Below are 20,796 nucleotides of genomic sequence, written 5' to 3' on the forward strand. Positions count from 1 at the left end.
TCACTTAATGGTGACAAAATACAAATGAATTCTAAATTTTTGACTGTTGGTATAGTAATTTTGGTTGTAGGTCTTATAGTCTTATTGTTTGGTTTCGGGGTATTCACTGGATCACAAAGTAACCTGACAGGTTACTCAGCCGGAGTAGCAGCTACGCCACAGATAAATATCACGTCTAGTTCTCTCATAATGGTTTCTGGTTCCGGGATGTACCTAGTTAATAATTCGGCTATTGGTAACATTATGGATTATTCAACGGCAATGAGCAATGTCATGCATCCAAATTATCTGGGCGGTTATAGTGTGGGGCCAGGTTTGTATTATGTAGTCTACGTAACTAACAACACGTCGACACCAGCTTTACCTTCCGGTCATAGTTATAAAATAGTATCACAAGGCTTCCTGTTAAGTATCCTTGGTATAGTCTTGGTCGTCGTCGGTGTTATACTTGCTGCACTATCTGGAGTAATGAAGAAAAAAGGTAATGAAACAAAAGCTGAGGAGAAAAAACCGGAAGAAACAAAGCCAGTGCAGCCTGAGGAGACTAAGTCGGAACAGCCTGAGCAAAAAGATTCTTCTCCACCTGACGCTGAGTCGGGGAAGCCACAAGATAACCCTAAAACAACAGAAAAGAAAAATACTTCGTCTTCTTCAAAGCCTCCTAAGTCCAGGAAAAAAACTGGAAGCCAATAACTAGTAAGTTTCATTTTCCATTTTCAAATTTTTTAATCGTTTAGGTCGATGGTTTAATTTAATTTCAGTTCGTTTTTAGTTTGTTCGGATCTGTAAACGAAATATTTAAATATAAGCTTTAGAATATATACATGGTCATTTATGGCACACAAAAAATTTGATGAAGATGACCCAGAAATAGCTAGTGCAGAAGAAATGGACGAAGTTGCATTTGGGGAACCAAAAGGAGAAAAGAAAAAATCAAGGAACGATTCTCGTTCTGTCTCTAGGAAATAAACTGACTTCTCTGATATTTTGTAAATCTAGCAGAATCATCGTGAGACGCTCCAGACCTAATCCCCACCCTGCGTGTGGTGGCATACCATATCTGAACGCTTTCAGGTGAAATTCAAAATCTGCTGGTTTCAAACCTTTTTCCTTTAACCTTTTTTCTAATAAATCTATTTCGTGGATACGTTGCGCTCCTGACGTGATTTCTTTATCCCTATATTGCAGATCGAATGAATTTGTTACAAGGGGGTTATCTTCCTTTGGCATAGTATAAAACGCTCTCACTTGGGACGGCCATTCAGTTATAAAATAAAACGACTTGAACTGTTCTCCAATGATTTTGAGTTGTTCCGGACTAAAATCTCCACCAAAATCCATTTCAACATCATTTTTGTGTAGATAGTCAATACATCTCTGATACGATATTCTGGGGAATGGAATTTCAGGGATTTCGATTTGCGTTGACGCGAGGTCGGTAAAAGTATTGCTTAAAGCAACAGATTCTATACCTGCCTTAACAGATCTTTCTAACATGCTCATAGCGTCATTGTGGTCGGAAAAACTCATTTCAATATCTATAGAAGTGAATTCATTCAGATGTCGGGGTGTGTTATGTTCCTCGGCTCTAAAGGCAGGTCCCACCTCAAACACTCGGTCAAATCCTGCGGACATGAGCATTTCTTTGTACAACTGTGGACTCTGGTTAAGATATGCATTTTTTTCAAAATACTTTACGCCGAAGAGATCGGCTCCGCCTTCTGTTGCAGCAGCTACGATTTTAGGCGTGTGGACCTCAATGAAGTGCTCAGAATTCAGGAACTTCCTTATGCCCCATAATAGCTCGCTTTCCAGGTGGAATATTTGCAATCTTTCAGGCTTGCGAAGGTCAAGAAATCTATTGTTAAACCTTGTGTCAAAATCAGCTTCAACTGGATCTGCTATTCCCAAAGGAAGTGGGGTTAATGAACGATTAAGTAAGGAAAGATCGATTACCTGGACCTCCATTCCCCCTTTGGCTTGGGAGTGTTTATTCAGTATACCTGTGAGCCTTATCACCGATTCTCTGGTAAGTTCATTGATCATTTCTCTTGTTGAATCATTGTCCAGCTTGAGTGTTGACTGAACGATACCAGTGTTGTCTCTCACCATCAAAAAGGCAACGTTCTTTAGTTTCCTGATATCCTGAACCCATCCCGCTATATCAACTCGTTTTCCGTCTTCTGAACCAGATAGTTCATAAATGTAGTTTCTAGACATTTATGGTTAATCTCATTGTATTAATTAAAATAATAGATGATCGAAAGACTAAATAATCAATATACAATAGTTAAGTGTGAAGGCTTACAAGATTCTCCTGTTTGTTATTTTCGCGGCAACACTAGTGGCCATGGCTGGTGCTTCCCATGCGAGCGGCCAGAAGGTAGTCGTTGTCTTGAATCTGGATGAAGAAATTGATCCAGGCTCTGGAAATTTCATAGCAAGTTCTCTCTCATCTTTAACCCCAAGCACAACTGAGGCGGTGATCATCAACATGAACACCCCAGGCGGGATTCTCGAGAATATGCTTCAGATGGTTAACGCAATTAACAGTACCGAAGCAAAAGGGATCAACGTTTACACATATATACCGGCAGACGGAATGGGGGCATCGGCAGGCTCTTACGTCGCGATGGCTACAACTGGGATATATATGGGCTCTGGCTCCTATATCGGTCCATCAACGCCGATTGTTGAGGGTGGAACCGCCCTCGAAGAAAAGCATACAACCGATGCTATGGCTGCATTGATGGGAAGTATGGCGATAGCGCATAACAGGAATGCAACTGCCGCTGAGAATATGGTGTTCAACAACACAGCTTATACCGAAACACAAGCTGTATCAATCAATCTTGTAACCGGTTATTCTCCAAACCTTACGGCCCTCATCACGTCGCTTCATTTGTCATCTTATCCGGTAGAAACAGGTAATCCAAATTTCTATGATGATTTCCTCAGCTTTTTGAGTAACAGCACAGTAGATGGCATATTTATCCTTATAGGTGCTATCGCAATTCTAGCGGATCTGTTTCATGGAACTGCAATACTGTCTGCTGTCGGGATAATCCTTATTGCTCTTGGTCTTCTTGGTGCTGAGATCATTGGTGCCTCTCTTGTCGGAATTATACTCCTGCTGGTGGGTGCCGTTTTGATCATCGTTGAGGCGAAGACAGGCCACGGGATTTCACTTGTAGCAGGTGTCGTAACGGCGCTGATCGGCACATTTCTTCTGGCTTCGCCATATCTTTCTAGTAATGTTGGATACTCACCGGCCCCATATGGCGCCAACAGCTACATTGTTGCTATTGCGATTGGTGTTATCGCAGTATTCTTTGGGTTTATGATCAGAAGAATTGCCGTCACTTTTAAAGCAAGAAAATTTACAGGTGCAGAAGTGTTAATAGGACGGACAGCAAACGTAAAGGAATCCCTTTCGCCAAAAGGATGGATATCAATAGATGGTGTTCGATGGGAAGCAAAAACTGAGGATAATTCATACATAGATAAGGGACAGAAGGTAACTGTAACCTCGCGCGATGGCTTGGTATTACTCGTTAAACCTGTGAGTAATGAACCGCCAAAAAGTGAATCGAACAAAGATCAATGACGGGGTGAGATAGTTGTATCTAAAGGAAACTGCCGCTTGAAAAATTTGGTGATACGGTTAGAGGTTCATATTTTTCTCTCTCATCCGGAATAGTTGTATTTTTCAAGATCTATGGCATAAATCATGGGAAAAAGTTAAACTTTGGATGCATTGATAATCTAAAACTTACTTGGTGATTACCATAGTATTAGGTGAGCGAACTTAAGATGTTCAGTAAAACATGCGCATTTAATTTATAACTATATTGTATTAAGTCTCCTATGCCAAAATTCATTTTAGGATACGATGTTGGTGGAACCAAGGTATCCGCGGTGTTGGGTGATGAAAATGGAAGAATACTGTCTGTTGTAAGGAAACCCACGGTTAGGCACCTCGGACCAAAAAAACTTCGAGACGATCTAATAAATATGGGCTGGGAGGTAATGGAACGCAGTGGCATAAAACAGCCAGACAGCATTGGTGTAATTTTTGCTGGTCTTGTTGACCAGAAGAGGGGGTTAGTCATATCATCTCCAAACATTCTCGGTCTAAGGAATTTCAACATTACAAAGATGCTTGAAGACGAATTCGGGACTAAGGCTTACCTTGAAAATGATGCAACCGCAGCCACTATTGCTGAAAAACTATTCGGATCTGCCAAGAATATGGACAATTTCGTATACATGACAATAAGCACGGGAATAGGAGGAGGTGCATTTGTCAACGGACAGCTTTACAGGGGAGCTCACGGAATGGCTGGAGAGTTTGGACACATGGTTATAATGTCCAATGGGCCAATATGCGGATGCGGACGACGTGGCTGTCTTGAAGCAGTGGCCGGTGGGAAAGGAATTGCCCGCCGAGCTTCTGAAAATATTACTGCAATACATGAGTCACATCTTTTCTCTAAGCTAAAGCCTTCCGAAATTGATGCAAAAAAGGTGTTTGAATTTAAGAGGAAGGGGGATATGTTTTCGCAGCTGATCGTTGAAGAAACTATATACTACTTAGCTGTTGGCATAGTCAATGTGATAAATATCATGGATCCGGAGGCAGTCATAATAGGCGGTGGAATCGCAGATGCTGGAAATGACCTTTTTGTTCCATTGAGAATGGCAATAAGGGAAGAGTTTAAAAGCATGTACAGACCGGTAAAGATTCTGCGTGGCCTTAAGAACGGGCATGATTTGGCTCCAGTATCTATACCGATATTCAATGAAACGGAGACGAGCATGCATAATAGCCCGGTAGCAAAATCAACGTAATCCCTGGAATTGCCGTTCAAATATACCAGTCACTTTGAGGGCATTCCCAAAATGATTCCAAAAATTATTCTCTTCTGTTAAGAATCAAAATAACCTCTGTTTTCACAAATTTTCCAGAAGTTTAATGATCGCTTTTCTTTCTATTCTCTTTAAAATTCTGTGTGTTGACGCTAATGATATACCAAGTTTTATTGAAAATTGTTTCATTGTCAGTTTCCTCGGTATATCGAAATACCCGAAATCATATGCTTTTTTCAATATTATCACTTGTTTTTTGGTCAACCTAGCAGATTTAGCAGGAGACGATACAGACATCCCTCCATTGGAAAAAACATCCGATGTTTTCTTTATAGTATACGGGACATCAAGTTCTTTCAACAGTTCCATGAATTTTTTGGATTCATGTTTTATAATGAGGAAATTGAATTTCATAGATTCCTGTGAAATCTTAATTGGAGGTACTAAAAAGATGGTCTCGTAATACCTTTCTATTAATTTTTTCAAGACAGGCGGGACTCTTTGAGATATGAGTATTGTATATTCACCAGATCTGTTTCCCGTTGATAATATTTCAAAACTCTCCAAGTTATATAATTTCAATAGTTCTTCTTTTTTAGATAAGAGGGTGAGACTGCTTTTCTTGATATCTTTGCCCTCAAGAGAAGCAATATACACTATTTGATCTGGTCCATAATTTATTATGTCGTGCACTAGTAGTTCCTTTTCATGAACATAGAAATGCGGATTTATTATTCCTAGTTTTTTTAAGTCAAGTTCAATTGTTATACTCTTTGCCATTATGAAAAAGGTAATATGTTCCCTATATTTGTTTTAATCTTAATCAAACTTATGAAACCCCAAGACAATTGAATCAATCAGGCTGAGAGATTTCCTGGTCTCTATATAGCAAAAACTCCTCATTATAAAAGTAAGCCGCCGACGGGGTTTGAACACGCGACCTCGTGCTTACCAAGCACGCGCTCTACCATGCTGAGCTACGGCGGCATTAGAAGGGTCATTGCCTATATGATTATTTAATTTACGCGAAAAATCTATTTAGATTATGAACCAGCGATCTGTAAGTTAAAGGCACAACCAAAAGACATTTATTAATTTGCAGACGGTTAATGGGGAGGAAAAATTTCTTCTATACCCAAAGAGAAATGATGGAGATCGAGTATATAGTGTACGAATAGTAAAATATGCAGATTTACCGTACAGGTGATTGAAAAATAGGTTGCACCTGTTGTGTGAATAACACAATATGAGCACATATTAATACGGGAGATTTAAACTTAAATTATGCTTTGGTATGACAGAAAAGTTATTTCACATGTTATAGATTTGCATGTAGAAATGATCCCGATAGGAATTGAGGAAGAAGATCGATTGAGAGAATCCTGGCTCAGGATTTACTCCGAATACGGATATATGGATACAATTAACAGGGTAAGCAGTGTTTATCCGGACGAAAAGTCAATTTACGTTTCATTTAAGGATCTTTCTGATTTTGGACGGCATAATTCATCGTTTGAATCCGCCATTCTGGATAATCCGGAGCATCTACTTGCACTCGGAGAAGAAGTCTTGCGCAGTCTCATACATACCGATCGGGTAAATGTTAATCGAGTTAACCTCAGAATATCAGGTCTTAGTGAGGATCAAAGCTTCAGAAAAGAGATAAGGCAGATAAGGAGCGAGGATATTGAGAAGCTGCTCTCTATAAACGGCATAGTCCGAAAGAATACGGAAGTTCTCCCTCGCCTTCAGGACGCAGCTTTTGAGTGTTCTGTATGTGGAGCCATAACGAAGGTCAAGCAGTCAAAAGGTAAAATGGAAGAACCTGCTAAATGCTCAAACGAACTTGAAAGTGGAATCGAGCATAACAAGGCAAAGTTCAAACTTGTTCCTGAACTTTCGGAATTTGTAGATACTCAGAAGATTGAGCTTCAGGAAAATCCAGAAACACTTGAGGGCGGAACCCAACCACAGCGAATTACCGTGATTATTGAGGACGATCTCACTGGCAGGCTCTATCCTGGGGATCGGGTAACCATCGATGGGATTGTTAGGGCAGAACAGAAACGTATTGGAATAGTAACTTTGACTGAGTTCGAGATATACTTTTATTGTGTAAATTACAAGAAATCCAAAGAGCTAGAGGAAATAACAATTTCTTCAGAAGACGAGGAAAAAATAATCGCCCTTTCCAAAACCCCGTCTTTGATCGACAAACTGTCATCATCCATTGCTCCAACAATATTCGGGCTCGACATGATAAAGACGGCACTGGTCCTCCAGATGTTTGGCGGGGTAAGAAAAGTCATGAAGGACGGGACAACGATAAGAGGGGATATCCACATACTGATGGTTGGAGACCCGGGAACCGCTAAGTCTCAATTGCTGAAGTATATGACTGAAATATCGCCAAGAGGAGTTTTTACTTTCGGCAGAGGCTCAAGTGCTGCTGGATTGACCGCTGCCGCGGTTCATGATGAGTTTGGTGAAGGCCGATGGACGCTTGAGGCAGGTGCTCTTGTCCTTGCAGACAACGGTTTCTGTGCAATCGACGAAATGGATAAGATGGATGACAGAGATACAGCCGCTATGCATGAAGCGATGGAACAGCAGACAATAACTATTTCCAAAGCTGGAATAATGGCCACGCTGAAATCCAGGTGCTCTATTCTTGGTGCGGCAAATCCAAAATGGGGAAGGTATGATCCTAACAGGTCCATAGTCGATCAGATCGATTTCCCGCCTCCTCTGCTCTCTCGTTTCGATGTAATTTTTAAGATTATTGATCGTCCTGAAAAGTCTTCCGATGAGCGTTTGGCGGATCACGTTCTCAGAGCACATCGCGTCGGTGAAATATATCGCAGTCTCGAGGAAAACGAGATCGTTGATTACGAGATACCGGATGAAGAGTATTTTGCGCCCATCGTTGAGAAGGAGTTAATCAGAAAATATGTGTCTTACTCAAGAACTCGCGTGTTTCCAAGACTCTCCGATGAAGCCATAAAACTGCTGAAAGATGAATATGTGAAAACGAGAGGCGGGAACACAGAATCAATACCCATTACAGCAAGGCAGCTTGAATCAACAATCAGGCTTGCTGAAGCGGCTGCTAGAACAAAACTATCTCCGCTCGTTACCGCAGAAGATGCAATGCTTGCAAAGAAGATTGTCGATTATTATCTCAGAGATGTGTCAATGACTGACGGTGGTGTAGATATAGATATCCTGTTGAGTGGAACAAGTTCCAAACAGAGGAACGATTTGGAAACAGTTTTTGATATAATCAAAGAGCTAAAGGCTGAAAGCAAACATGCAGCTGAGATCAACGAGGTTATATCTTTGTCTGTTTCGAAAGGCCTCACCGAAGAGCGAGCACGAGATGCGATTGAACATCTCAAGCGTTCAGGACAGATATATGAGCCTTCATACAAAAAGTTGGACGTGATTCGTTGAATCAGATCACTATGAAAATTACCGAGGCTCAGAATGAGGTAATCTTGGCTGCTGCGGATTCCAATCTTATAGACAAGGAATTCAGGGAAGGAAAATTCCACATTAAGGTTTTATCTGGATTTTATGGCAACATGCGTGTATCGGACGAAACCTTTACCTCGTCCCTTGGTATTTGTACAATCGCAAATCTGGTCGGCAAACACGTTGTAGGACTAGCAATCGATATGGATTTTATAGATTCAGAAAACGTAATTTACATTGACGGAATACCTTATGCGCAGCTCGCTAAAATAATAGAGTGAAACATTTGCAAGAAACATACGAGAATAAAAGTAAGGTGGTAGAAGAGATTTTTAACACTATCAGCGAAAAATACGATCTTGTAGATTCAATAATTTCGATGGGGCAGGACAACCGGTGGAGAAAGGGCATGATTCGTTCACTTCATCTCCAGGGCGGAGCCTCTGTTCTTGATTGTGGAGCCGGCACTGGAAAGCTAACTGAACTCGCTCTTAAAGAATGCCCAACCTGTCACGTGGTGCCAATGGACGTTAATGAGAGCATGGCTAGGAAAGTCACCTTGAAGAACGTTAAATTCGTGATCGGGAGTGCCGAGGAAATACCTTTCCCCTCAAATTCATTTGAGGCGGTTGTTTCAGCATATATGACAAGAAATCTTACCCACGTCGATGCATTCTTTAGGGAATCGTACAGGGTCTTGAAGCCCGGTGGAACCCTTGCAAATCTTGACGCATACAACCCTACCCAGCAGGGTTTTTCACAGCTCTTTTCATTATACTTTTACAAGTTTGTTCCCAAGCTGGGCAATCTGATCACGCGCTCCACGGCATATTCTTATCTCGCCAGTTCGGTGAAACATTTTTACAGTCAGGAAGAGATAAGAAAGATGATACTTGACGCAGGATTTGAGACCTGTTCTGCAAAAAGTCTCATGTTTGGAGCCGTAAACATTCATATTGCCAAAAAGAAGGCATGATTTGCGAGTTGTTTTGCGTGGTAGACCTTTTTTAGCAGGCGCATCAGAATTTGCAGCGTTATGACCAGACAGAGTTTTTATCTTTTGCAATTGCTCTCGGTTAAATATAAATTTTTCATACCTTATTTATGCCACGAACAAAGATTGTATCTACGATAGGGCCGGCAAGTTTCAAGAGATCGCTTTTGAAAACAATGTTCAAAAATAACCTGTCGGCAATAAGAATAAACACAGCGCATATAGAGCCCGGGTACATACAAAAGGTCAAAACGGTTGTCGATGAGATAAATTCTGATGTTCACAAGCACGTTGGCATAATGGTAGATCTAAAAGGCCCTGAATTAAGAACTGGCGCTTTTAAAAACGGTTCACTTCAGGTGAATAGGGGTAAAGAATACACGGTTGGGAAAGGTGGCGACATAGAACTTAATCATGATAGTGCACTAGCTTCTCTTCACGAAGGCGATCAGATACTGCTCAGTGACGGAAAGATCCGGATGAGGGTCACAAAGGCAAAGGGAGGAAAAATTTCCGTAAGGTCCCGGGATTCGGGTGCGTTAAGAGATCGAAGCAGGGTGAATATCCCAGGCAAATTCATAGAACTTGGCACACTCACAGATCGTGACATTTCCTTTATGGAGGAAGGCATCAGAGCCGGAGTTAATTTCTTCGCCCAGTCATTTGTACAGAGAGACCAGGATGTGATCGATCTCCAGAAAATGATAAACGAAAAGGGAGGCAATCAATATGTCATATCCAAAATCGAGACCAAGAGCGGAATGCAGAACCTGAAAGAGATTGTCAGAAATTCAGACTTGGTAATGGTCGCGCGTGGAGATCTTGGCGTTGAGCTTCCGCTGAGGGAGGTCTCGGTTGCGCAGAAAGAAATCATCAAGATCGCGCACAAAGTCGGTGTTCCCGCTATCGTTGCAACTCAGATGCTTGAGTCTATGGTAAAATCAAGTAGTCCAACAAGAGCGGAGATATCGGATGTAACGAACGCAATTCTCGACAACGCGGACGCAGTCATGCTCTCCGAGGAAACCGCAATTGGTGAATTCCCCGTAGCTGCCGTCCGGTACCTCAGGATGATTTCTGATTATGTGGAATCTGAGCGCGAAGAGATGCCTGAACCTGCAGAATTTTTTGGAAACCCTGTTGCTTATTCGATCGCGAAGGCATCCAAGGTTGTGTCGCAGGAAATCAGAGCTGATGCAATATTGGCATTCACCAAAACTGGAAACACGGCAAAGATGATTTCTGCAATCAGGCCTCATGCACCACTAATTGCTGCTGTTGAATCTGAGGGCGTTGCTAGGAAATTGAACCTTTACTGGGGCGTGGAGCCAACGGTTCTTGATTTAGCAAATCTGGAGGATCTGGATTTCAATAACGTTCTAAATATAATCTTGAAGAATTCATCCCTGAAGAAGGGCAACAGGATTGTTATAACTTCAGGAGCCCCATATTTTGTCTTTGGCGGAACGAATGAAGTACGAGTCGCTACAGTTGGGAACTTTGTAGGTCGCGGTTACCCCCTAGGAAAGTCCATTAACGGAAAAATAACATTGAAACAGTCTGGAAAGGGAGACATTCTTGTTGTTTCAGGCAACACAGTAAATGAATCCGCAGCATCAAGATTTCGGGGAATAATATTTACTGAAGATATAGCCCAAAAACTTAAGAACGATCTCATCTCGAAGAAAACAACAATACTTTACAGGACCAGACTTGCGGGCGGAATAGATGAGGGGCAGATGGTGCACATCGATGGGTTCACTGGTGTAATAATATCCTGATACTCTGCTAATCATGGGAATCTATCTCGATAGCTATAAATACGTTCTTGAGCTTTGGGCGTATTCGAAATTTGGTGAAACCTGATGAATGATGGCGATTTCATAAAGATTAGTTACGAAATGTATGTCGGCGACGAAAGAAAACTGGTTCTGACAAGTGATGAAAAACTTGCCAGGGAAAGCAATATCTACCAGGATGGGGCAAAATATGAGGATCAGATTTTGATAGTTGGTTCTGATAAACCCATTAAGGAAATAAGCGAAGCACTGAACAAATCGTTTCGCGAGGCCGTTATTGGAACGGATTACGAGATAAGGATAGAGCCCGAGAACGGCTTCGGAAAGAGAGATCCGAAGAACATTCAGCTGCACACATTTCGCGAACTGCAGAAGGAAAAAATAAATCCGGAGCTTGGCATGGAAGTTACACTGAAGGGCAGAACTGGAAAGATTATTTCTCTTACGCCAGGAAGAACTCTGATAGATTTCAATCATAAGTGGGCCGGAAAGGTAGTATTTTATAAATACAGAGTCAACGCGGTTATCTCTTCCCCAACAGATAAAATCTTGGCACTCCTGGATCTGGATTATCCGAACGGATCAAATGGTTTCAGTGTTAGCGAGAACAATGAAATCTTAGAAATACTCGTTCCCGATGATGCAAAGTTCAACAATGAATGGCTTGAATCTAAGTTCAATTTTGTAACGGATGTTAGAAAGTACGTCAGCACAAATGAACTGAAACTTGTCGAAACGTATCCGAAACCTGAAGGTTCAGAGGCAAATGCCGAAACTGGAAAGACGGAAGAAGAAAAGGAACAGAAATCTGAAGTCGATAATAAACCAGTAGAGGAAAACATTGAGCAAGGAAAATCCTAGACCGCTGAAAAGAAAGAAGGACAAATTCAACGAGGAAGATCTCGCGGACAGACTGTCTGAGCTCTCATCCCGAGTTTCAGTTGTTTTGGTGAGTCCAAAAAATGAAGGGAATATTGGCGCAGTTGCGAGGATATTGAAAAATACTGGTTTAAGCGATCTGCGCCTCGTAAATCCGCCTGCATTAGGCGATGAAGCCTTTGCCAGATCTATGGGTGGAAGAGAGATTCTTGAAAATGCAAAAATTTTTTACGATTTTGAGGAATCGATAAAAGACTTTACAATTGTGGCAGGAACATCAAATGTTAAAACGGATGATGAGAGAAAATTCCTGAGAATACCTGTATCTCCTGAAACATTTTGGAAAAGTATTCTCCCAAAGAAGGGTCGGATTGCAATTGTATTCGGGAGGGAATCTGATGGATTGCGAAACGAAGAACTAGCAAAATGCAACTTTTTCATCAATATACCAGGGAATCCAGAATACAACGTCTATAATCTTTCCCATGCGGTTGGTATACTCCTTTACGAAATGATCAGGCAGGTTCCCTATAGCCAACTGCGTGGATCGGAGCTTATTTCTCCCAGAAATTTCGAACTTCTTGTGGGGCGCGTTGAGCGGCTGATATCCGATTCGAGTTATCCGGACTATAAGAAGGATAAATCGATGGTAATGATTCGCAGAATACTTTCAAGGGCGAATATTACACAGAGTGAGTATTACAAGATTATGGGCGTCTTAAAATACATAGGTGGCCCGCGTTACGATAACGACGAGGAGAGAGATTGAGAACAATATGCATCTCATTTGTTCGTCAAGTTGAAAAGTTACAACAACTATTTTATCTATAATCCGTAATTTTGAAATTTAAAAATTTCCCATTGTGGAGCATGCTAAATTGGTGATTTTCGTCAAAAACTTTTATTACCGGTAAACTATGAGGTTTACCGGTCGGTAGAATCAAATGTCGATAAGATCAACTAAAAAGGAAAATCCATATCTACGAGATACAATAGATACGTTACTGCAGATTTCAAGAGAGAATAATTCGAGCCTATGGAGGACTATTGCTGATAAGATGAGTTCTTCCCGTTCTAGGTATGCAGATGTCAATCTCTCGAAGATCGATAAGGTGGCAAAGGATGGCGAGACACTCGTTGTTCCAGGAGCAGTCCTTGGCTCCGGTCACCTGAATAAGAATGTCACGATAGCAGCATTAAAATTCTCTAAAAAGGCTGCTGAAAAGGCAAAAACTAGCGGATCAACAATTAAGTCTCTTGTAGAGCTGGCTAAAGATAACCCGAAAGGAACAAATGTAAGAATCATGAGGTGAATAATTTGCAATTGATAGACGGAACTAATCTCATTTATGGGCGATTGTCATCGTATGTTGCAAAGCAACTTTTAAACGGCGAGGAAATTGTTATAGTGAATGCAAACAAGGTAGCTATAACCGGTTCCAAGGATAACATTTTCAAGAAGTTTGAGGCTCTCCGTGACATAGGCAGCGTAAGAAAAGGGCCATATTATCCGAGAACATCAAATCAGATACTTAGAAGGACTATTGGAGATATGCTCCCAAAGACCAAGACCAGAGGAGCGGAAGCATTAAAGAGATGCAAAGTTTACAGTGGATTTCCCGAGGATTTGAAAAAACTGGAGCCTAAGTCTCTGGATGAAGTGAAAAATAATAAATCCACGGGATACCTTACTCTAGGTGAAATATCCAAACATCTTGGAGGAAAATATTAATTATGGCAACAAAAAATGAGGTTGTGTTAACCTCTGGTAAAAGAAAGACGGCCGTTGCAAGGGCACGTGTGAAGGTTGGAAATGGTAGAGTTACAATTAACGGTTTTCCGGTAGAATTGCATCCGGTTGAGATCCTCAGGGAGAAGATAATGGAGCCTCTAACGCTCCTTGGTGATAAACTCAACACTATTGACATAAGCGTTGAGGTTTCCGGTGGCGGGACGACAGGTCAGGCAGATGCCTCGAGAACCGCAATAGCCAAAGGTATAGTCGAGTATTTTAAGGATGATGCAATTGAATCTACGTTCAGACAGTATGATAGAACCTTGCTTGTAAACGATATCCGAAGAAAATTAGCGAAAAAACCAGCAGGCAGGGGTGCTAGAGCAAGGACCCAGAAATCATACAGGTGATTTAAAAATGATGATTCCAGTGAGATGTTTTAGTTGCGGGCGCGTAATTGCTTCTGATTACCAGAAATTCAACCAGAAAATAAAAGAAATACGTTCTGATGGAAGAGAACCGACCCCACAAGAAATTTCTGCAATAATGGACGATCTTGGCTTAAAGAGATATTGCTGCAGAAGAATGGTGCTATCCCACACGGACTTGATTGACGAAATACTGCCATTCTCATAATCTGGGACCGTGGGGTAGTTTGGTATCCTACCAGCTTGGGGTGTTGGTAACTTGAGTTCAAATCTCAACGGTCCCATTACTGATAAAATTCATGCATTATTTTCTTGACATATTTCTTTTAACTTGGATTATTTATACTCTATTATGGCCTGTTTAAATATATTTATACTTAGGAAAATCTAGCTGCCATCCTACACCTTCATTCAGTGTATAGTGACACCCCAATTTCCATTCCTTTATTTAAGGCGGGAGGACGGTAGAGGGATATTATCCATGTTACTTAATAAGACTAATGAAAGATCATCATTAACTCTCAGAGTACTAGTAAGAATTTTCCGTGGTGATAGCACTATCAACATTCTATTGTAATATGTCGCAATAGCGTTTAAGAAGTCCAAGAGCGTGGACCAGAATTAATTGACAGTACATTTAGCTTTGAACGTTGACGATGAGGTGTACGTTGAATATGAGAATCCCAGGAAATCTTACAACCGAATTTTCAACGAAGTCTAAAGATAGCAGAAAAAAAGGATGCTCAGGGATTGAATCACCTGAAGATTTATCAAGCCACGAGATATGATTCATTCATTTTGAATGCATCTCTGATTTGAATCTGGAAATACTATGCTAAACTCTTTGTTATCTAAAATATCACTAAACCCATTTGAGTCAAGTCCAACTCGAAATTACGATAGTCAAATTAGAGCGAATATTCTAACTATTTCCCATGGTTAAAGTAGTCTTCCGTTTCTTAATTCTAACTAGCATCAAAATGGCTATTGCAAAGAAAATCAGACCTAATACGTATCCGAGATTGAAAACCGTGCCACCACCCATGGGTATTTCCAAATAATTAATAGAGTTCATTACCCATAGCACCATTCCAACAACTATGAGCATAATTAGCAAAGTGGCCTCATCTCTAATCATTTTCACATCGTGAAATATAACACTTTTTTGTATATAAACGTTCACAATTGATGAAATTTTAATGTGTATGAGAAATCATTTAAGTAATTTTGTCTCTTATTACGCTTTTTTTCTCGTTGTTTTAGGTTTTTCAGAAGCTTCTTTTCGAAATTCGGTATAACCGCACTTTCCGCACGTAAATCTGTCCTTGTGCTCAGCAAGGAATACACCTGGTCCGCATCTGGGGCAAAATCTTCTCTTCCTCTCAACTTTGTTGTCGGTAACAGAATAAAGTTCTCTTTTCATCATTGAGTCGCTGTCTCCTTTGTTTTCAACCCGTTCCTGAACAATTCATAGTCCGGTTCATACAGTAATGCATTCTCTTTTGTGTCATAAATCTTTGAATATCCAATAACCTCATTTTTTCCCGTTTCTTGGATATTCCTATCAACAATGACAAGCTCTTTTGGAGCACCTGTATTTTTGGCAATTAAATCCTTTATCTTTTCCCGACTGGGAGTTGGTTCTCCAGCAAATACTATTCTATAGCGTATCTCCTTTCTATGAAGTAACTTATTTTCGGCCTGTTTTTCTATTTTTAATTCTTGCATCTTATCTCCATCCTGGACAAAATATGATCAACTAATTTCTTAATGTTTTCATTAATTTCTATGCATGCCATTCCCACATCCGGAATGCCGTAAGCAATTACTGTATTTTGATCTGAATAAAAAATTATTGGTATGACAGACAGATCTTCCTCTCCTTCAATCTCTATCCTTCCTCCGTTTCCTTTCATCAGTCTCTCAATGAGAAAGAACAAATCATGACTTATGACGCCTGGGGCATTTTTTATACTTTCAGATCCTGAACGATGCGTGAAATAACCATCACTGGTTCTTTTTGTCTTTAGATCGACGACTTCGAGAAAAGGTTTTATCCCGTTTTGTTCAAGTCTCTCGGTGGTAACGTCGCCAACAGAAACAATCCTTTTCTCGGAGAATTTAGTCTTAAAAACCTCTGGGTTGCAGAGTTCCCCATTGTTGAGCGTAATCAACCTCCTGGCATCATCGCTCAGTACGAATTCACTGCCTGACTCTAATTGCATAAGCACCTGGTTCTACAATATTGGCCCTCTTCGCTATCTCCGATCTTGCAGGGTCAATAATTATTAGAAAGCCATACCATTCGGTAGTTGTTTTCTCGTTTGCATGCACCGGACAGGTTTTCTCCGTTGTTAGAATCTTGCATTTTTTACATGCCCTGTATTCCTGTTTCATTTCTCCACCTTTCTTGTAAATTCACCTTGATCTTCTAACGATATATAATGCATATTTTCACCGTTTACGAAATTGCCAGTTGCTTATTTCCCTCACAGGCGATTAACTTTCGACCTTCTTGATCAGCCATTCTGGTTTACCCAAACCTACTTGCTTCATGGTAAGACCGATCTTGCTATCCTTTGCAGAGAGGGAACTAAGATTTAGAGATACTACGCGAACCCTGAGCTTGTCTCCTATTTTGATTTCCTTTTTTGTATCCTTTCCAATAAGTCTCTGGCTTCCAGCATCAATGTCGATTCTGTCGTCCATTACCTGGCTCTTATGAAGTAATCCTTCGAAAGGACCAAATCTTACAAAGAGACCGAATGGTTGAACAGAGACAACAAGGCCTTCAACGATCTCCTGCATCTCCAAATAGTATCCCAGTGCATTGTATCTGACTGTTTGATAAACTCCGCCATCTCCGTGCACTATTACGCCATCGCCTATTGGTTCAACATTCATTATTGATATTACAAAGTATTTTCCCGGTGAATTATTCTCGTTCCCTTCACTCTTGAAATCAACAAGTTTCCCCTCCAACGATGCCTTTGTAACCTCAAGCATCGCCCTGTCATAATCTTCAGATAGCTTATCCGGAGGTATCCTCGCAACATATTCTTCTTCAACTTCTACATACATAGTTCATCCTCTTAACAGAATTAACCTTGATCTTTGCGGATATTATCTATGATTACTTTAAATTATCTAATTCAATTTTTCGTCTGTTTCGTATTTCAATCAAATTCATCTCATGAACCACTTATAAACTTCTTCTGACGTCTGTATGCTCATCCAAGCAATTGGTCTCAATTGATAAAGTAGCGGATCACTTCAAAAGTACAATAAGAGTTAATGGGACCATAGTTTTGAAATGTTTGTTCCAGTCCTTCTTCAATGAAAGATTGAATTGTAAAGGTCCTCACCGTAACTTGTAGGAAGCGGTTTGCCTTCTACGATCTTGAAAGATGGGCTTTCAGTTTCAAGCCTATTCGCCCTGACGAACATCATCCCATTTCCTCTCTTATCATAATAGGCTGCTGCAAGATCGTATAAATGCGTGACAAAGAATACCTTAATATTTTTCTCAATAAGTGCATTGATGATCTGTTTTGCAATCTCCGAACCTTCGATAGAGTTTGTTGCCGCGAAAGATTCATTAAAACAGACAAGACTCCTTGACATAAGGTGGTCAACAATGAGATTCATCCTGCTCAATTCTTCGTCAAATTTACCTTTATCCATTCCCGCGTCTTCTTCTCTCTTGAAATGAGTAAATATAGCGTGCACTATCGGAATTTTTGCATATTCGGCGGAAACAAAGAGTCCGCTTTGCATTAATAATTGAGCCTGGCCCAAGCTTCTTAAGAAAGTCGATTTTCCACCTCCGTTTGCTCCGGTTATCACCAGGAGTCTTAGCTTATCTGTACTGAGGTTGTTGCCCACCGGCTTTTTCTGCAACTTTATACCGAGGGATATGTCGCAAAGTTCCCTGAATTCCGTAGCGCCGTCAAAGTCCTGTGCTATGGGAAAGACTATGGGCATAGAGGTCTTTTCAATAGCATCGTACAGATTTATGCTTGCAACACAAAATCCGATCTCCATCTCAATTTCATTTATGAATCCAAGGACGTTTTCAGCAGAATCCTGTAGTGCATTAGTTACGTCTATTATGGCTTTTCTTCTCATTGCAGATAATGCCTGCGCACCGGCCTCATCCCTTTCAGGTAAGACATATGTGTAATGGCGATTCCTATGCCTCAATGATATCCTTGGAAGAGCGTGCTTAATCTCTTTTGGCTTCAGCAGCATATAGTCAGATATCGAATTTGCTTTGCCAATTTTTCCTCTCACACTGATACCGCGCTCGAAGCTTAAATTAGCCAAGTGTCTTCTAATATCTCTTATATACTCTGAGCTAAAATTTTTCTGCATAAATTCTACGAGAGAACGGAAACCGTTTGAACTAAACTGATTAGAATTCCTAATTAATGTGCCCCTAACGTATTCTATCGTATCGATATAGATAGATAATATTGATATGGATTCGTTGAGAATGTATTCCGGGTTGGAACTTCCCATCCAGAAATGGTGCTCCCTAGCCTTTGAAACCGATTTAAAAAATCGGTCATATATGTCCCTTATAATTTCCGAATTTTTAAGAGAATCCTCGATTACTTTTTGGCGATATTTTATAGTATCCTGCTCCATGATAGGATTCAAGACAATCTCCATAGCTATTTTCTTTAGCTCTTTGTCGCCACCAGACATAGCATTAAACACACGTTCAAGCTCAAAATCTTTCACAAGGTCATTGCTACTCCATGGAAGCTCGTCGAAAACGCGATCACTCTCTTTATTAAACAGTAAAGATGGTCTCATAATTTTATCCGCTCCGATATTCTCTCATAGGTCAGTCCATACTTATCTGCGAGCGCATTGGCATAGGCCAACCCATTTGACTCTTGTCTTAAGATTTTGAATGTTCTTATTGCAGGATTATCCGGATCAACCTGACTTACCATGCTCACTGTGCCATTAAGTCTGGTCAAGTGATCGATGAAAGTAACGTAAACACACAGCGATCCTCTATCCCTCACTGTTTTTATGATCTTTGTTCCTATGGAAACGGCGTCCATCACGGAAGCAGAACTAAGCATTTCGTTTATTATAACAATACTGTTGGAGGTCGACCTGTTCAGTATTTCTTTTATGCGATGAAGATCATCCTCAAGTTTACTTCTGAGATTTTCAAGGTCTTCGCTTTTTTCAAAATGTGTGTATATTCCGTCACAAAGAAATAGTTTTGCTTCCGTCCCGGGGACCGGAACGCCCAGCAACCCGAAAAAATGCAGTTGACCAAACGTCCGTGCAAATGTAGTCTTACCACCATTGTTCGGGCCAGTTACGACAACGATCCTCTCTTTCTCTGACAGGTAAAAATCATTGGTTATGGTTTCTTTTTTTTCCGATGCTAATTTGGCTGCAAGTGAAATATCAAAGGTTTCCTTAGCCGTCACTGCTTTACTGTTGGATATTTCAGGAATGCAGAAATGAAGGCCCATATCTTTCATAGGTCTGAGGAAATCACAGTACGAGATGTAGAATTGCAAATCATTGTAAAAATTTGATACTGTTGCATTCAAAAAATTCTCATTTGATTCATAAAAATTCTTCAACTTATTAAACGGTTCATGGAATATCTTTGCAACCAGAGCAAGAATGGCTGCCTCGACGTGAGACATTCCATTGTTTTCTTTTATCCTAAGGCTTTCCTTGTGTGCGGCATACTCACCGAATCTTTGGAATGATTCAATAATTTCCTTGCTATAATCCTCGCCACCTGAGAATCCAGATACAGTAATTTTTCCACTTCCTATAACCATGAGGTATTGCAATTTGGAAAGATCGTAATGTATTTCTTTCGCTGTTTGGGCCAGCGTCTTATAGGCTTCAGAATCTATGTAGTCAAGGAGAAAATCACGAAAAGAAGCTAGTCCAACCGATCTTATCTTAAGCTTGGAGAATTCATTTGACAAATTTTCAATAGATGAGGAATAGAGCATTACTGCCTCAAGGAACCATCCTTCTCTCTGATATTCGTAAAGCTTCTCTAGGGCTGATAGGTGTCCATTAACAGTTTTTAGATCAGATGAGAATTTCTTCAAAAGGCCCAATAATTTGTCATCCTCGAGATCTCTGAATATAGCCTGCCGAAACTCAATCGCGCTTACGTCATGGAGTGGAGATAGAAACAAAGTCCTCAGTTTAAATTTTTCAAAGGGCTTAATTATCCTGGAAATGACAGGAGCAAGATTCAAATCCTTGAAGAAATCAGGTTCCGACGCATATTCCTCATAAAAATTTTCCGTAGATGTTCCAAGCAGACCTTTAAACTCCATACAAATCGCCTAACCTAAATCCTATAGGATCAGTTAAAGGAGTTATCAGTCACGTCTGGACAATTAACGGGAACTCCATCCCACCACAACGTATTCGTGAAGACAATTTAACATTTACGATCGTTTATTATGCTCTCAGAAAGGAAGTAAACGCCAAGAATATTAGAGAAACACCCGCTATTGAATGCGTTCTATCTTAATCACGCTCTACAGCGTATTATGCACGAAAATCGTTGGCCTTACTTAAGGTTCAAATTATAATATCTTAAATAGAAAA

At 40.5% G+C, this 20,796-nt stretch carries 23 protein-coding genes and 2 tRNA genes; 14 read left to right on the top strand and 11 right to left on the bottom strand.

Annotated elements, in window-relative coordinates; genetic code table 11:
- Nucleotides 1-24 precede the first annotated feature (24 nt).
- The gene (locus LVQ96_01875; protein MCW6169901.1) at nucleotides 25-693 is read left to right on the top strand and encodes a hypothetical protein; all 669 of its coding nucleotides are present in this window, start codon (nucleotides 25-27) and stop codon (nucleotides 691-693) included.
- Between the two features lie 240 nt (nucleotides 694-933).
- Here the strand turns inward: LVQ96_01875 and aspS are convergent, their stop codons facing one another.
- A complete protein-coding gene (gene aspS / locus LVQ96_01880; GenBank protein MCW6169902.1) occupies nucleotides 934-2,220 on the bottom strand; it encodes an aspartate--tRNA(Asn) ligase in 1,287 nt (428 codons plus the stop codon).
- Nucleotides 2,221-2,296: 76 nt separating this feature from the next.
- On the opposite strand from aspS, the gene LVQ96_01885 reads away from it, so the two are divergent.
- Nucleotides 2,297-3,607, top strand: a complete 1,311-nt coding sequence (locus LVQ96_01885) for a nodulation protein NfeD (GenBank protein ID MCW6169903.1) — start codon at nucleotides 2,297-2,299, stop codon at nucleotides 3,605-3,607.
- A gap of 260 nt (nucleotides 3,608-3,867) precedes the next feature.
- A complete protein-coding gene (locus tag LVQ96_01890; protein ID MCW6169904.1) occupies nucleotides 3,868-4,851 on the top strand; it encodes an ROK family protein in 984 nt (327 codons plus the stop codon).
- A 102-nt stretch (nucleotides 4,852-4,953) separates the two neighbouring features.
- Here LVQ96_01890 and LVQ96_01895 read toward each other — a convergent pair whose 3' ends face one another.
- Both LVQ96_01895 and LVQ96_01900 read right to left on the bottom strand, forming a co-directional pair.
- Nucleotides 4,954-5,649, bottom strand: a complete 696-nt coding sequence (locus tag LVQ96_01895) for a helix-turn-helix domain-containing protein (GenBank protein ID MCW6169905.1) — start codon at nucleotides 5,647-5,649, stop codon at nucleotides 4,954-4,956.
- A gap of 133 nt (nucleotides 5,650-5,782) precedes the next feature.
- A tRNA-Thr gene (locus LVQ96_01900) sits at nucleotides 5,783-5,856 on the bottom strand.
- Between the two features lie 297 nt (nucleotides 5,857-6,153).
- On the opposite strand from LVQ96_01900, the gene LVQ96_01905 reads away from it, so the two are divergent.
- From LVQ96_01905 to LVQ96_01955, 11 genes are all read left to right on the top strand, one after another.
- Nucleotides 6,154-8,322, top strand: coding sequence for a minichromosome maintenance protein MCM (locus tag LVQ96_01905; GenBank protein ID MCW6169906.1), 2,169 nt, complete (start codon nucleotides 6,154-6,156; stop codon nucleotides 8,320-8,322).
- Nucleotides 8,319-8,624 carry a DUF424 family protein gene (locus LVQ96_01910; GenBank protein MCW6169907.1) on the top strand — a complete coding sequence of 102 codons (306 nt, stop codon included), beginning with the start codon at nucleotides 8,319-8,321 and terminating at the stop codon, nucleotides 8,622-8,624. Before LVQ96_01905 ends, LVQ96_01910 begins: the two co-directional genes overlap by 4 nt.
- A 5-nt stretch (nucleotides 8,625-8,629) precedes the next feature.
- Entirely contained in the window at nucleotides 8,630-9,319 is a 690-nt protein-coding gene (locus LVQ96_01915) for a ubiquinone/menaquinone biosynthesis methyltransferase (protein MCW6169908.1), read from the top strand.
- A gap of 128 nt (nucleotides 9,320-9,447) precedes the next feature.
- Nucleotides 9,448-11,118, top strand: a complete 1,671-nt coding sequence (pyk, locus tag LVQ96_01920) for a pyruvate kinase (GenBank protein MCW6169909.1) — start codon at nucleotides 9,448-9,450, stop codon at nucleotides 11,116-11,118.
- Between the two features lie 84 nt (nucleotides 11,119-11,202).
- Entirely contained in the window at nucleotides 11,203-11,997 is a 795-nt protein-coding gene (locus LVQ96_01925; GenBank protein ID MCW6169910.1) for a peptidylprolyl isomerase, read from the top strand.
- Nucleotides 11,978-12,784: an RNA methyltransferase gene (locus LVQ96_01930; protein MCW6169911.1), complete on the top strand. Its 807-nt coding sequence runs from the start codon at nucleotides 11,978-11,980 to the stop codon at nucleotides 12,782-12,784. Before LVQ96_01925 ends, LVQ96_01930 begins: the two co-directional genes overlap by 20 nt.
- Before the next feature lie 175 nt (nucleotides 12,785-12,959).
- Nucleotides 12,960-13,328 (top strand): 50S ribosomal protein L18e, encoded by a 369-nt coding sequence (locus tag LVQ96_01935; protein MCW6169912.1) that lies wholly within the window; start codon nucleotides 12,960-12,962, stop codon nucleotides 13,326-13,328.
- Nucleotides 13,329-13,333: 5 nt separating this feature from the next.
- On the top strand, nucleotides 13,334-13,747 hold the full coding sequence (locus LVQ96_01940; GenBank protein MCW6169913.1) for a 50S ribosomal protein L13: 414 nt from the start codon (nucleotides 13,334-13,336) through the stop codon (nucleotides 13,745-13,747).
- A 2-nt stretch (nucleotides 13,748-13,749) separates the two neighbouring features.
- Nucleotides 13,750-14,160, top strand: a complete 411-nt coding sequence (locus LVQ96_01945; GenBank protein ID MCW6169914.1) for a 30S ribosomal protein S9 — start codon at nucleotides 13,750-13,752, stop codon at nucleotides 14,158-14,160.
- A 7-nt stretch (nucleotides 14,161-14,167) separates the two neighbouring features.
- A complete protein-coding gene (locus LVQ96_01950) occupies nucleotides 14,168-14,386 on the top strand; it encodes a DNA-directed RNA polymerase subunit N (GenBank protein MCW6169915.1) in 219 nt (72 codons plus the stop codon).
- 3 nt (nucleotides 14,387-14,389) lie between these two features.
- Nucleotides 14,390-14,462: transfer RNA gene (locus tag LVQ96_01955), tRNA-Pro, on the top strand.
- A 638-nt stretch (nucleotides 14,463-15,100) separates the two neighbouring features.
- On the opposite strand, the gene LVQ96_01960 is transcribed toward LVQ96_01955, so the two are convergent.
- The 8 genes from LVQ96_01960 to LVQ96_01995 form a co-directional block, all read right to left on the bottom strand.
- A complete protein-coding gene (locus LVQ96_01960) occupies nucleotides 15,101-15,322 on the bottom strand; it encodes a hypothetical protein (GenBank protein ID MCW6169916.1) in 222 nt (73 codons plus the stop codon).
- Nucleotides 15,323-15,415: 93 nt separating this feature from the next.
- Nucleotides 15,416-15,604, bottom strand: a complete 189-nt coding sequence (locus LVQ96_01965) for a 30S ribosomal protein S27ae (GenBank protein ID MCW6169917.1) — start codon at nucleotides 15,602-15,604, stop codon at nucleotides 15,416-15,418.
- A complete protein-coding gene (locus LVQ96_01970; protein MCW6169918.1) occupies nucleotides 15,601-15,906 on the bottom strand; it encodes a 30S ribosomal protein S24e in 306 nt (101 codons plus the stop codon). The genes LVQ96_01965 and LVQ96_01970 overlap by 4 nt, the downstream gene beginning before the upstream one ends.
- On the bottom strand, nucleotides 15,894-16,403 hold the full coding sequence (locus LVQ96_01975; protein MCW6169919.1) for a DUF359 domain-containing protein: 510 nt from the start codon (nucleotides 16,401-16,403) through the stop codon (nucleotides 15,894-15,896). Before LVQ96_01975 ends, LVQ96_01970 begins: the two co-directional genes overlap by 13 nt.
- Nucleotides 16,381-16,575, bottom strand: a complete 195-nt coding sequence (rpoE, locus tag LVQ96_01980) for a DNA-directed RNA polymerase subunit E'' (GenBank protein MCW6169920.1) — start codon at nucleotides 16,573-16,575, stop codon at nucleotides 16,381-16,383. The genes LVQ96_01975 and rpoE overlap by 23 nt, the downstream gene beginning before the upstream one ends.
- A 102-nt stretch (nucleotides 16,576-16,677) precedes the next feature.
- Nucleotides 16,678-17,259 carry a DNA-directed RNA polymerase gene (locus LVQ96_01985; GenBank protein MCW6169921.1) on the bottom strand — a complete coding sequence of 194 codons (582 nt, stop codon included), beginning with the start codon at nucleotides 17,257-17,259 and terminating at the stop codon, nucleotides 16,678-16,680.
- Nucleotides 17,260-17,511: 252 nt separating this feature from the next.
- Nucleotides 17,512-18,999 (bottom strand): hypothetical protein, encoded by a 1,488-nt coding sequence (locus LVQ96_01990; GenBank protein ID MCW6169922.1) that lies wholly within the window; start codon nucleotides 18,997-18,999, stop codon nucleotides 17,512-17,514.
- A complete protein-coding gene (locus tag LVQ96_01995) occupies nucleotides 18,996-20,519 on the bottom strand; it encodes a hypothetical protein (protein MCW6169923.1) in 1,524 nt (507 codons plus the stop codon). The genes LVQ96_01990 and LVQ96_01995 overlap by 4 nt, the downstream gene beginning before the upstream one ends.
- Between the last annotated feature and the right edge of the window lie 277 nt (nucleotides 20,520-20,796).

It is taken from the genome of Thermoplasmatales archaeon (assembly GCA_026127925.1).
In the GTDB taxonomy this organism is placed as follows: domain Archaea; phylum Thermoplasmatota; class Thermoplasmata; order Thermoplasmatales; family Thermoplasmataceae; genus JAKAYB01.

What these genes read in the sequence shown, in the direction of transcription:
- LVQ96_01875 (MCW6169901.1), top strand. Translation starts at nt 25, where the DNA reads ATGAATTCTAAATTTTTGACTGTTGGTATAGTAATTTTGGTTGTAGGT.
- aspS (MCW6169902.1), bottom strand. Translation starts at nt 2,220, where the DNA reads ATGTCTAGAAACTACATTTATGAACTATCTGGTTCAGAAGACGGAAAA.
- LVQ96_01890 (MCW6169904.1), top strand. Translation starts at nt 3,868, where the DNA reads ATGCCAAAATTCATTTTAGGATACGATGTTGGTGGAACCAAGGTATCC.
- LVQ96_01895 (MCW6169905.1), bottom strand. Translation starts at nt 5,649, where the DNA reads ATGGCAAAGAGTATAACAATTGAACTTGACTTAAAAAAACTAGGAATA.
- LVQ96_01905 (MCW6169906.1), top strand. Translation starts at nt 6,154, where the DNA reads ATGCTTTGGTATGACAGAAAAGTTATTTCACATGTTATAGATTTGCAT.
- pyk (MCW6169909.1), top strand. Translation starts at nt 9,448, where the DNA reads ATGCCACGAACAAAGATTGTATCTACGATAGGGCCGGCAAGTTTCAAG.
- LVQ96_01925 (MCW6169910.1), top strand. Translation starts at nt 11,203, where the DNA reads ATGAATGATGGCGATTTCATAAAGATTAGTTACGAAATGTATGTCGGC.
- LVQ96_01935 (MCW6169912.1), top strand. Translation starts at nt 12,960, where the DNA reads ATGTCGATAAGATCAACTAAAAAGGAAAATCCATATCTACGAGATACA.
- LVQ96_01945 (MCW6169914.1), top strand. Translation starts at nt 13,750, where the DNA reads ATGGCAACAAAAAATGAGGTTGTGTTAACCTCTGGTAAAAGAAAGACG.
- LVQ96_01950 (MCW6169915.1), top strand. Translation starts at nt 14,168, where the DNA reads ATGATGATTCCAGTGAGATGTTTTAGTTGCGGGCGCGTAATTGCTTCT.
- LVQ96_01965 (MCW6169917.1), bottom strand. Translation starts at nt 15,604, where the DNA reads ATGATGAAAAGAGAACTTTATTCTGTTACCGACAACAAAGTTGAGAGG.
- LVQ96_01970 (MCW6169918.1), bottom strand. Translation starts at nt 15,906, where the DNA reads ATGCAAGAATTAAAAATAGAAAAACAGGCCGAAAATAAGTTACTTCAT.
- LVQ96_01975 (MCW6169919.1), bottom strand. Translation starts at nt 16,403, where the DNA reads ATGCAATTAGAGTCAGGCAGTGAATTCGTACTGAGCGATGATGCCAGG.
- rpoE (MCW6169920.1), bottom strand. Translation starts at nt 16,575, where the DNA reads ATGAAACAGGAATACAGGGCATGTAAAAAATGCAAGATTCTAACAACG.
- LVQ96_01985 (MCW6169921.1), bottom strand. Translation starts at nt 17,259, where the DNA reads ATGTATGTAGAAGTTGAAGAAGAATATGTTGCGAGGATACCTCCGGAT.
- LVQ96_01990 (MCW6169922.1), bottom strand. Translation starts at nt 18,999, where the DNA reads ATGAGACCATCTTTACTGTTTAATAAAGAGAGTGATCGCGTTTTCGAC.
- LVQ96_01995 (MCW6169923.1), bottom strand. Translation starts at nt 20,519, where the DNA reads ATGGAGTTTAAAGGTCTGCTTGGAACATCTACGGAAAATTTTTATGAG.